Annotated in this window: 10 protein-coding genes and 1 pseudogene (1 of these 11 running past the window's edge); 2 read left to right on the plus strand and 9 right to left on the minus strand. The window is 70.6% G+C overall.

From position 1 onward, the window contains the following. Nucleotides 1–225: 225 nt before the first annotated feature. Nucleotides 226–568, plus strand: a pseudogene (locus tag ACZ63F_RS41215) (transposase); the annotation flags it as partial. A gap of 274 nt (nucleotides 569–842) precedes the next feature. Here ACZ63F_RS41215 and ACZ63F_RS41220 read toward each other — a convergent pair. The 6 genes from ACZ63F_RS41220 to ACZ63F_RS41245 are packed head-to-tail and all read right to left on the minus strand — an operon-like array spanning nucleotide 843 to nucleotide 8,056. Beyond that, a complete protein-coding gene (locus ACZ63F_RS41220) occupies nucleotides 843–2,378 on the minus strand; it encodes a glycoside hydrolase family 43 protein (RefSeq protein ID WP_469719018.1) in 1,536 nt (511 codons plus the stop codon). Next, the gene (locus ACZ63F_RS41225) at nucleotides 2,354–2,590 is read right to left on the minus strand and encodes an acetylxylan esterase (RefSeq protein WP_469719020.1); all 237 of its coding nucleotides are present in this window, start codon (nucleotides 2,588–2,590) and stop codon (nucleotides 2,354–2,356) included. Before ACZ63F_RS41225 ends, ACZ63F_RS41220 begins: the two co-directional genes overlap by 25 nt. A gap of 17 nt (nucleotides 2,591–2,607) precedes the next feature. After that, a complete protein-coding gene (locus ACZ63F_RS41230) occupies nucleotides 2,608–4,968 on the minus strand; it encodes a beta-xylosidase/alpha-l-arabinosidase (protein WP_469719070.1) in 2,361 nt (786 codons plus the stop codon). An 8-nt stretch (nucleotides 4,969–4,976) separates the two neighbouring features. Next, the gene (locus ACZ63F_RS41235; RefSeq protein ID WP_469719022.1) at nucleotides 4,977–5,795 is read right to left on the minus strand and encodes a carbohydrate ABC transporter permease; all 819 of its coding nucleotides are present in this window, start codon (nucleotides 5,793–5,795) and stop codon (nucleotides 4,977–4,979) included. Beyond that, nucleotides 5,795–6,727, minus strand: a complete 933-nt coding sequence (locus ACZ63F_RS41240) for a carbohydrate ABC transporter permease (RefSeq protein WP_469719024.1) — start codon at nucleotides 6,725–6,727, stop codon at nucleotides 5,795–5,797. The genes ACZ63F_RS41235 and ACZ63F_RS41240 overlap by 1 nt, the downstream gene beginning before the upstream one ends. 9 nt (nucleotides 6,728–6,736) lie before the next feature. Then, the gene (locus ACZ63F_RS41245; protein ID WP_469719026.1) at nucleotides 6,737–8,056 is read right to left on the minus strand and encodes an ABC transporter substrate-binding protein; all 1,320 of its coding nucleotides are present in this window, start codon (nucleotides 8,054–8,056) and stop codon (nucleotides 6,737–6,739) included. A gap of 195 nt (nucleotides 8,057–8,251) precedes the next feature. Between ACZ63F_RS41245 and ACZ63F_RS41250 the strand changes: the two genes are divergently transcribed. Continuing rightward, on the plus strand, nucleotides 8,252–9,271 hold the full coding sequence (locus tag ACZ63F_RS41250) for a LacI family DNA-binding transcriptional regulator (protein WP_469719028.1): 1,020 nt from the start codon (nucleotides 8,252–8,254) through the stop codon (nucleotides 9,269–9,271). A gap of 80 nt (nucleotides 9,272–9,351) precedes the next feature. On the opposite strand, the gene ACZ63F_RS41255 is transcribed toward ACZ63F_RS41250, so the two are convergent. The 3 genes in view from ACZ63F_RS41255 to ACZ63F_RS41265 are tightly spaced (each overlapping or abutting the next) and all read right to left on the minus strand, a layout consistent with a single transcriptional unit that may run on beyond the window. After that, nucleotides 9,352–10,587, minus strand: coding sequence for a cytochrome P450 family protein (locus ACZ63F_RS41255; RefSeq protein WP_469719029.1), 1,236 nt, complete (start codon nucleotides 10,585–10,587; stop codon nucleotides 9,352–9,354). Next, nucleotides 10,584–10,805, minus strand: coding sequence for an amidohydrolase family protein (locus ACZ63F_RS41260; RefSeq protein WP_469719031.1), 222 nt, complete (start codon nucleotides 10,803–10,805; stop codon nucleotides 10,584–10,586). The genes ACZ63F_RS41255 and ACZ63F_RS41260 overlap by 4 nt, the downstream gene beginning before the upstream one ends. Beyond that, a protein-coding gene (locus ACZ63F_RS41265) for an amidohydrolase family protein (protein WP_469719072.1) crosses the window boundary here: on the minus strand, nucleotides 10,766–11,039 show its final stretch. 797 nt of this gene lie beyond the right edge of the window; 274 of the gene's 1,071 nt are visible here — the last part of the coding sequence; its start codon lies beyond the right edge, outside the window; the stop codon is at nucleotides 10,766–10,768. The genes ACZ63F_RS41260 and ACZ63F_RS41265 overlap by 40 nt, the downstream gene beginning before the upstream one ends.

Here is an 11,039-nt window from a genome sequence, read left to right on the forward strand (position 1 = left end):
CCCGGCCGGGGTGAGGTGTGGACCGCCCGTCCCACCCTTCGCACCCACCGGCCGAACCCCCACGATAGCGCGCCGTTCCCCGGAGCCGGCCTGTCCCCGCCCCCGAACTTCCGCCGTCCGCAACGGATTTCGGCCGGTACGGGCCGAGGACCACCCCGCTCCGATCACCTCACCGGGTGGTGCCCGCCTCCTGGGCTGCCTGGTCGCAGCGGGCGCCGGCACCACGTGCGGACGGGGGCGGAGTCGGCGCGAGCGGCTGAGCAGGACCGGGAGCCGGCCGAAGACCTGATCGAGCGGGCCCGCAGGGACGGGTCGCAACTGGTCGGCGAGAGCGGATTGCCGACGGGCCTGGTGGAGCTGGTCCTGGAGGGTGCGCTCGAGGCCGAGAGCCGAGCACTTGGGCTACGAGAAGGGCGACCCGCCCGGCCCGGGGTCGCAGAACCGCCGCAACGGCACCAGCAGCAGGACCGTGCTGTCGCGGGTCGGGCCGGTGACCATCGACATTCCCCCGGGACCGGCCCATACGTTGCCGAAGCCGAAGGGGAAGGTCAGGCCGACGACAGTACCCGTGATCACGGTGACGGACCGGAAGGCCGTTGCCTGTCCTCGAGGTCGTCGCCCCTCGGGCAGGGGCCGCAGGGATGGCTGCGGTCGTGCCCTCATGTGGTCCTGCGGTGCGGACTCAAGGGCTTCGTCCGCTCCGGTGTTTCTTGCGACCGCTCCGCTGAAGTGGAAGACCGGCCCGCGGCACGACAGGCCGGGCCTGTGGTCCAACTCGCGCCTCGGACACTCACTGTGGCGACAAGCGGATGAGGGCCTCGACCAAACGGTTGCGGCAGGCGTCAAACGGAGGGCGCCGGGGCCGGTGTGTACTCGAACCAGTCGAAGGCGACCGTGCCCTCGGTGGCGTACATGCCGATGACGCGGCCGGTGAAGCCGCAGGCGACCTCGGTGGACAGGTACCGTCCGTCCAGTTCGACGAGTGGCCGGGCGTCCGGGGCGTCGGGATCGCCGAGCCAGAAGGCGACGGTGTCGGGGCCGGTGGTCCCGCCATCGGTGAGTTCGGGCGAGGCGGGCACAAGGCCGGACGTCCGGATCGCGACGGTGAGGGTCAGCGGCCCGGACGGGACCGGCCGGCTGACCACGGTCTGGCGCAGCGGCCCGATCCGGGCGACGACGCCGGCCTGTCCGTTCCCGACCTCCAGTTCGTAGTGGTGGGCTTCGTCCAGACGCACGCAGAGGCCGCCGCGTCCCGTACCCGGGTCGATCGCGGCGGTGACGCGGCAGTCGTGGTGTTGCTGGCGGCGGCCGACGAAGGTGTACCCGGGGCGGTCGAGGCTCGCGCCGGTGGCGTGGAGGGTCAGCCGGCCGGGGCGCTCCGTGAGTGACCAGGAGCCCTCCGGGCGGGCGAACGGCGAGATCCACTGCGGAGCGAGAGCGGACTCGTCGAAGTCGTCGCGGGCGGGCAGGGCAGGAACGGGGTGCCAGGCGCCGCCCGGGGCCGCGTGGCTCTCGGGAACGGGCGCGACGACGGGCCAGCCGTCCGCGTCCCACTCCACGGGGGTCAGGAACGTCTCGCGGCCGAGCACGTGCACGTCGGGCGTGAAGCCGCGGGGACGGACGCCGAGCAGCACCATCCACCAACTGCCGTCGGGAGCCTCCACCAGGTCGGCGTGGCCGGTGTTCTGGATGGAGCGGGCGGTACCGCTGTGGGACAGCAGGGGGTTGGCGGGTGCGCCTTCCCAGGGGCCGCGCGGCGAGCGGCCGCGGGCGATGGACACGCTGTGGCCGCGTTCGGTGCCGCCTTCCGCGATCAGCAGGTACCACCAGTCGCCGATGCGGTAGAGGTGCGGCGCCTCGGGATACTTGAGGCCGCTGCCCGACCACGTGGCGAAGGGCCCCTCCAGAACCTCCCCCGTGACCGGGTCGATCCTGGCCATGTTGATGCCGCCTGCGGGCCCGGAGAACGCGCACCAGCAGGTGCCGTCCTCCTCCCACGCCAGATCGGGGTCGATCCCGTGCAGGTCGATCCAGACCGGGTCGCTCCACGGCCCCTCGGGCCGCTCGGCCGAGACGACGAAGTTGCCGCCGCCGTCGACATTGGTGTTGATGATCCAGTAACGGCCGTCGTGGTGGCGGATCGTGGGGGCGTAGAGGCCGCCGGAGGCCTTGGCGCCGGGGAGAGGCAGCGGCAGTTGTCCGGGCCGGTCGAGCACGTTGCCGATCTGCTCCCAGTGCACGAGGTCCTTGCTGTGGAAGATCGGCAGCCCGGGGAAGTATTCGAAGCTGGAGCACACCAGGTAGTAGTCGTCACCGACCCGGCACACGCTCGGATCGGGGTGGAACCCGCTGATCACGGGGTTGTCGTAGGTATGCACGGAAGGCGTTCCTTTCGGGCGGAGTCGTGGCGCCGGGTAGGGGCCAGGGCGGCGACGGCGCGTGCGGTGCCGCCGCCCTGGCTCTGTCCGGCCACGGCGACCCGGTCGGGCTCGACGCGGTCCGTCCGGCGGACGGCGTCGTCCGGTCCGACCGGCGTCAGGCGGACCTCGCCGCCGTGCGGGCGGGCCTCCTCGGGCAGGTCGGTGTGCACGCGCGGCTCTCGTCGCGTCAGCGGCGCTCGACGCTGACGACGGGGTGCAGCCTGCGCGTGTGGTCGACCTCCCGGACCTGGCCGGTCAGGCGCAGCGGGACCGTGATGCGGTGGTCGGTGCTGCTGGCGGAGATCCGCAGTTCCAGCTCGCCGGGTTCGACGATGCGACGGCCCGTGCGGCCGGTGAAGGAGGCCAGGTCCGCGGGGAGTTCCACAAGGACCCGGCAGACTTCCCCGGTCTCGAGCGGGAGGCGCCGGTAGCCGACGAGGCGCTGCATCGGCTGGACCACGGAGGCCACCGGGTCGTGCAGGTAGAACTGCACCACCTCGCAGCCGGAGCGTTCGCCGGTGTTGCGGACCTCGAAGGCGACCCGGAAGCTGCCGTCGGTGCCGGTCTCCGCGACGCTGACGTCGAGCGCGGACCACTCGAAGGTCGTGTAACCGAGCCCGTGCCCGAAGCCGTAGGCCGCGCTGGTACTGGTGCTGGACACGTCGCTGTCCTGGGCCAGCCGGGCGGCCAGGTACGTGGAGGGCTGAACACCCTTGTGCCGCGGCACACTCACGGGCAGCCGTCCGGAGGGGTTCACCCGCCCGCTCAGCACGCCGGCGATCGCTTCGGTGCCCGCCTCCCCGGGAAAGAAGGACTGCACGATCGCCGCCGCCTCCGTGCCGGCGCGGCCCAGTGCGTAGGGGCGGCCCGCCAGCATGACGAGCACCACGGGCGTGCCGGCATCCAGCAGGGTGTCGAGCAACTGCTGCTGCATGCCGGGCAGGTGGACCGATTCGGCGTCGCATCCCTCGCCGCTGGTGCCGCGGCCGAACAGGCCGGCGCGGTCCCCGAGAGCGAGCACCACGACGTCGGCGACGCGGGCCGCCGCGACCGCCTCGGCGAAGCCGGCCGTGCTGTCGCCGTCGACCGTCGCACCGGCCGCGGAGAAGATCTCGGCGTCGGGGAACTCGGCCACCAGGGTCTCGCGCAGCGTGGGCAGCGCGATGCCGGCCGGGACCCCGGGGTGTTGCGAGCCGACGTGCACGGGGAAGGAGTAGCAGCCCAGCACGGCCGTCGGAGTGTCGGCGTTGGGGCCGATCAGCGCGATCCGGCGGGGGCGGCCGAGCGGCAGCGTGCCGTCGTTGCGCAGCAGCACGACGGCCTGCTCCGCCAGCTCGCGCGCCAGCTCCCGGTTGGCCGGGGGGTCCAGGTCGACGCTGCCGCGCAGCGCCTCGGGAACGGCCAGTTCGGCTCCGGAGAGCGCCTGCGGAACCGGGTTCCAGTCGGGGTCGAGCAGGCCGAGCTGTGCCTTCTGGATGAGGATCCGGCGCAGGGCGCGATCGACCAGCTCCTCGGGGACGGTGCCGGCCTCGACCGCGTCGAGCAGCGGCTGTCCGAAGGTCTTGACGGTCGGCAGTTCGACGTCGACGCCGCTGGCGAGGGCAAGCCCTGCGGCCTCCTCCCAGCTTCCGGCGACGCCGTGCAGGAGCTTGAGGAAGGCGATGCCGAAGTAGTCCGCCACCACCGTCCCGTCGAAGCCCCAGGTGTCCCGGAGCAGACCGGTGAGCAGTTCCTGGTCGGCGGCCGAGGGTATGCCGTCGGTGTCGGTGTAGGCGTGCATGACCGAGCGCGGCCGGCCCTCGCGCAGCGCCATCTCGAACGGGGGAAGGATGACGTCGGCGCGCTCGCGGACGCCCATGGAGACCGGTGCGAGGTTGCGGCCGGCCCGGGAGGCGGAGTAGCCGGCGAAGTGCTTGAGGGTGGCGACGATCCCGGCGGACTCCAGGCCCTGCACGTATGCGGTGGCGATGGTGCCGACCAGGTACGGGTCTTCGCCGATGGTCTCCTCGACGCGGCCCCAGCGGGCGTCGCGCACCACGTCGAGCACGGGGGCGAGGCCCTGGTGGACGCCGACGGCGCGCATGTCGGTCCCGATGGCGGTGGCCATGGCGCGCACCAGCTCGGGGTTGAAGGTCGCTCCCCAGGACAGCGGGACCGGGTAGGCGGTCGCTCCCCAGGCCGCGAACCCGGCCAGGCACTCCTCGTGGGCGATCGCGGGTATGCCGAAGCGGTTGGCGGCGACGATGCGCTGCTGGGAGCGGGCGAGCGAGAGCGCACCGACGGCGGCGTCCACCGGAACGGTGCCGAAGGGCCGGGTCAGCTGGCCCAGACCGTTCGGCAGCAGCTCGTCCAGGTCCGGCGGCTCCTCCATCTCGTGCTGGTGCGGGGCGACCTCGCCGCCCTCGTCGGAGGCGCCCACCCAGACGCCGACCAGCTGCGCTGTCTTCTCCCGCAGGGTCATCGCCGCGATCAGGGCGTCGGCCCTGGTCGCGGGGTCGAGCGAGACGTCCCGCCACGCAGGGGTGGCGAGCTCGACGCTGGGGTTCACGTTGCCGGTCACTTTCCTCCGACCCCCATGAGCCCCTGGACCAGGGCGCGGCGGGCGAACAGGTAGACGATGAAGATGGGGAGCATGGACAGCACCACGGCGCTGAGCAGTCCGGGGACGTCGACGCCGTGTTCGGTCTGGAAGTTGTACAGACCGAGGGTGATCACCTTGGTCGAGTCCGACTGGGTGAGAATCAGCGGGAAGAGGAAGCCGTTCCAGGCCTGGAGGGCCGAGAAGACGACGATGGAGGAGAGTCCGCCCTTCGACAGCGGCAGGACGAGTTGCATGAAGACCCGCCACGGAGAGGCTCCGTCCATCGCCATGGCTTCGTACAGGTCGGGTGTGATGTCGCGCATCGCCCCGGTCAGCACCAGGGTGCACACCGGCAGCGAGAACGCGGCGGTGGGCAGGATGACGCCGATCAGGTGGTCATAGAGCCCGGCCTGGCTGATCACGTAGAACATGGGCACGATCACCGCCTGCGCGGGGACCGCGAGTCCCAGCAGGAAGACCCGGAACACGACGGTGATGGTCCGGCCCTGGGCGCGCACGATGGCGTAGGCGAGCGGCGGCACCACCACCAGCACGATGCCGACGACGCTGACGGTGACGATCAGGGTGTTGAGGAAGTCCTGGCCGAAGCCGTTGGAGAACGCGTTGAGGTAGTTGCTCAGGGTCAGCTGCGACGGAAAGCTCAGCGGGCCCTGGGTGGAGTAGTTGGAGGTGGTGCGCAGGGTCGCCACCAGCAGCACGTAGAGCGGCAGGCCGATCAGAGCGAGCCATATCAGGGAGCCCAGTCCGGCAAGGTAGTTGGGGCGCTGCCGCATCAGATCCCCTCCGCCGTGCTGCGCATCTTGTCGTAGCCGGAGAGCCGTACGACGGCCAGGGAGATGAGCGTGGCCACCACGACCAGGACCAGCGCGATGGCCGAGCCGGCGCCGAAGTCGTACTCCTTGAAGCCCTGCTCGTACATGTAGTAGGCGCTGACCGTGGTGTCCGTGCCGGGACCCCCCTGGGTGAGGATCAGTACCGTGTCGAAGGTGGTCAGCCCGCCGACGACCATGAGGATCATCGAGGTGATCATGGTGTTGCGCAGTTGCGGCAGGGTGATGTGGAAGAACTGCCGCACGGTGCCGGCCCCGTCGATCGCCGCGGCCTGGTAGAGCACCTGCGGAATCGCGCGGGCGCCGCCCTGGTAGAGCAGCGCGTGCAGGGGTGTGAACTGCCACATTCCGACGAAGGTCAGCACCGCGATCGAACCGGCCTGGCTGCCCAGCAGGTTGCCGTTGCCGAACAGCCAGGGAAGCTGGCCCGGGATGCCGAAGTTGGGGTCGAGCAGGGCGCGCCACAGCACCGAGACCGCGGTCGCCGAGAGCAGCAGGGGGACGAAGAAGATCGCGGACAGCACGGCCCGGTTGCGCTGGGGTCCGGCCGCCCAGACGCCCAGCAGGATGCTGATGGGCGTCTGCGTCACGACCCCGAGCACGGTGAGCACGAGGGTGAGCCAGACGCTCTGGGTCATCACCGGGTCGTGGATCAGCTTGGTCCAGTTCGCCAGGCCGTTGAAGTGCGGCGAGGTGATGCCGTCCCAGCTGGTGAAGGACAGCACCGCGACCAGCACCAGCGGGAGGATCGCGAACAGCAGGAAGAAGACGGTCGCGGGTACCGCCCAGACGAAGCCCGGGCGGGTCACCCCGACGCCGGCCCGGCGCGCCTTGAGGCGGCGGCCGGACACGGCTGCGAGAGAAAGGGAGCTCATCGGTCCTACTCAGGAGGTGGACAGCGACTGCATCGCCTGGATGAAGCCGTTGGCGTCGGTCTTGCCGTCGAAGAACTTCTGAATGGCCGTGTGGAGCGGCGTGGCCTCCGACTGCGGGTAGGCCTGGTCCCAGGACAGCTGGAACGACGGGGCCGCCTTGACCAGGTCGAACTGGAACTGCGAGTAGTCCGGGCTGGCCGAGGTGGACAGGAACTTCTCGGTGTTGGTGGTGGTCGGCAGGTTGCCGATGCCGAGCTGGGCCTTCACGAACTCGTCGGAGTACATGAGCTTGAGGAAGGCCGCCACGGCCTCGGGGTGCTTGGTCTTCTTCAGGACGGAGTAGAAGTTGTTGGTGTTGCCGACGAGGTCCTTCGGGTCGCCCTTGCCGCCGCTGACGGTCGGGAAGGCGCTGTAGCCGAGGCCGTTCTTGGCGAAGTCGGGGTTGTTGGACTGCTGGGTGGAGTACTCCCAGGAGCCCATCAGCTCGAAGGCGGCCTTGCCCTTGGCCAGCAGTGCCGGGGACCCGCCGTCGGTGAACTTCACCGAGTCGAAGTTGCTGCCGAACGCGCCGGCGTCGACCAGCTGCTTCAGCATGTCCAGAGCCTTGTGGCTCTCCGGCGTGGTCCATGCGCTCTTGTCTCCGGCGAGCGCCTTCTGGAACAGGTCCGGCCCGGCGACCCGGTCGAAGACGTACTCGAACCACATGAGGGTGGGCCACTGGTCGCCGCCGCCGAGCGCGATCGGGGTCAGGCCCTTGCCCTTGAGCACCTTGACGTCGTTGAGCAGGTCGTCCCAGGTCTGCGGGACGCTCAGGCCGGCGCTCGCCAGGACCTTCTTGTTGTTGAAGAGCAGTACGGGCTGCGTGCCGCGCATCGGGACGCCGTAGGACTTGCCGTCGATCACCGCGGTGTTGAAGACCGAGGGGAGGAAGTTGGACTTGAGCCCCGGGTCCTTGGCGATCATGTCGTCCAGGGGCAGCAGGAGGTTCTTCTTGGCGAAGGGCGCGATGCTGCCGCCGCCCCAGTTGAAGAAGACGTCCGGGGCCTGCGGGGTGTTGATGATCGTGTTGAGCTTGGCCTGGTAGTCGGCGCCGGGGATGGTGTCCAGCACCGCCTTGACCTTCGAGGTCTTGTTGAAGGTGTCGACGATCTGCTTTTCGACCTTGTTCGCGGAGTCCCCGTAGACGAGGACGTGGATCGTCCCGGAGCTGGAGCCGCCGCTGGACCCGCATGCGGTGGTCAGACCGAGCAGCAGCGCGGTCGTTGCCGCTGCTGCGGCGAGTCTGTTCCGGGTCGCACGGTTGCGAACGGTCACGCGAAGAGAACCCATGGGATGCCACTCCGTCGATAATTTCGAAGAGATTTCCGAATGCTGCGGGAAACCTAGGCGTAACGTCCATCTCCGTCAAGGGTTTGGCAGGTCTCGATTCGGCCGTACCGGCTGGAGCCCTGACCAGCTAATATCCGTCTCGTACAGCCGCGATGACTAGGTACTTCGCACACCAGGGCAGCACAGGAGGGGCTCGTGACCAGAGCGGCGACTCTCGCCAAAATTGCGCGCGAGGCGGGGGTGTCCACACCGACTGTTTCGAAAGTCGTCAACGGACGCGCCGACGTTGCCCCCGCCACCCGGGAGCGGGTGGAGGAGCTGCTGCATCAGTACGGCTACCAGCGGCGACGCAGCAGCAGCGCCGCATCGAGCCCCTTGCTGGAGCTGGTGTTCCACGAGCTCGAGAGTGCCTGGGCGATGGAGGTCATCCGCGGCGTCGAGAACGTCGTCCGCGACGAGGGGATGAGCGTCGTCCTGTCGGAGTCCTCGGGCCGGCTCAGCCTCGGGCAGTCCTGGATGGACGGGGTGCTCGCCCGCCGTCCCACCGGCGTGGTCCTGGTGCTGTCGGGGCTCGACGAGGCCCAGCAGGCGCAGCTGACCAGTCGTGACATCCCGTTCGTGGTGATGGACCCGGCGGGGGATCCCGGTCAGGACGTGCCGGCGGTCGGTACGACCAACTGGAACGGCGGCCTCGCCGCCACCCGCCACCTGCTCGACCTGGGCCACCGGCGCATCGGCATGATCGCCGGGCCACGGCGGATGATGTGCAGCCGCGCCCGGATCGACGGCTATCGGGCCGCGCTGGAGACGGGCGGCGTCGCCTTCGATCCCGCACTCGTCCGCGAGGGCAACTTTTACCACGAAACCGGCTACGCGGCGGGCCTGGAGCTGCTGCGCCTCGAGGACCGGCCCACCGCCATCTTCACGGGCAACGACCTGCAGGCGCTCGGCGTCTACGAGGCCGCACGGGAGTCGGGCCTGCGCATCCCGGAGGACCTCAGCGTCGTCGGCTTCGACGACCTGCCCCTCGCCCGCTGGGTCGGCCCACCCCTGACCACCGTCCGCCAGCCGCTGACCGAGATGGCCGAGGTCGCCGCGCGCATGGTGATCGACCTCGCCCGCGGCAACCCACCGTCCGCGCTCCGCGTCGACCTGGCCACCAGCTTGGTCGAGCGCAGCAGCACAGCCCCGCCCCCGACCGCCGGCCGCCCCTGAGCCGCCGGTACCTTCGACGTTTCGATATCAGGTGACGCACCGCTCTCGACTGTTTCGGGTGCGCCGGGACGAGCGTTTCGTCAGCGATCGAGCACGACCGGCAGCTCCGCGAGGCCGCGGAAGGCCGGGAAGGGGACCTCCAGCCACCGTGCATCGGAGTGGGGGTGGGCCAAGGCCATCCTCGGGAACCGGTCGAACAGGGCGGTGAGCGCCAGCTGCGTCACCAGCCGGGCCAGCGGGGCGCCCAGGCAGTAGTGGCTGCCGTGCCCGAACCCCAGATGCGCGTCCTGTGCGTTGCCCGGACGCGTCACGTTCAGCTCGTCCGGGGCGTCGAACTTCAGCGGATCGCGGTTGGCCGAACTGAGGGCGACCTGGACCAGGGCGCCCTTGGGAATCCGGGTCCCGCCGTACTCCACGTCCTCGGTCGCGTAACGGAACGTCCCGCTCTCCACGGAGCCGTCGTAGCGCACCAGTTCCTCGACGGCGGCACGCAGCAGTTCCCGGTTCTCCCGCACCGCGCGCAGCTGCCCGGGATGGGACAGGAGGTGGTGCACGGCGTTGCCGATCAGGTACGCGGTGGTCTTGTGACCCGCGAACATCAGCAGGAACGCCGTGGAGACCAGCTCGTTCCCGGTCAGGCCACCGTCGTCGTCCCGGACCGCGGTGAGCGCGCTCAGGAGATCGTCACCCGGGTGCTTCCGCTTGGCGGCGATGAGGTCGGAGAAGTACGCGTGCAGGTCCTCCTCCGCCTTCTGCTGGGCCCGCTTGGCCTCCTCGTCGAATCCGCTCCGAGCCACCGTGGAGGACAGGTTCTGCATCCGCGAGCGCTCCTGGGGCGGTACACCGAGCAGATCGCAGATCACGATGATCGGCAGCGGGAACGCGAAGGCCGGCAACAGGTCGAAGGGCTCCCGGGTCGGGCACTCGTCGAGCAGGCCCCGGACGACGTCCTGGATCTTCGGCCGCAGAGCCTCCACCCGCCGGGCGGTGAACGCGGAGCTGACCAGCCTGCGCAGCCGCGTGTGCTTGGGCGCGTCGGAGTTGAGCATGTTGTCGTCCAGCGCGACGGACGAGTCACCGAAGATCCTCCGGTAGGCGTCCATGGCCCCGTACATGTCCTTGCTCAACCGCGGATCCGACAGGGCGGCCCGCGCGTCCTCGTACCGGGTGACCAGGTACGTCTCGTTGCCGTGGGGCGGTCTCATGGGGCAGACCGGGGCCGCGTCGCGGAGGTGGGCGTAGACCGTGTGGGGGTCCCGCCGGAACTCCGGTGTGCAGCGTTCGGCCGCGGTGACGGCCTCTTGCGTGGTGGTCACGGACGACTCCTGAGGTCGAAGAGGACCTCGGCGTTGCCGCCGAGGATCAGCTGCTGCGACGCCCTGTCGACCGGCAGCTTCTCGATCATGCGGATCTGCTCCTCCAGCGGCACGGCCAGCGGTGGTGAGTCGGTACCGAACAGCATCCGCTCGGGACCCAGCACCTCCGCGTTCAGGCTCAGATGCGCCGAACTGAACGGGCTCGTGTCGACGTACATGCGCCGCAGCGCCGCGGCCGGATCGACCGCCGGTCCCCCGGCCGCCGACGAGGCCGAGGACGCCCCGGGCCGGCCGGAGGGGGGGGGGGGGGGGGGGGGGGGGGGGGGGGGGGGGGGGGGGGGGGGGGGGGGGGGGGGGGGGGGGGGGGGGGGGAAGGGGGGGGGGGGGGGGGGGGGGGGGGGGGGGGGGGGGGGGGGGGGGGGGGGGGGGGGGTGGGGGGGGGGGGGGAGGGT

Source organism: Streptomyces sp. NPDC104761 (assembly GCF_055583445.1).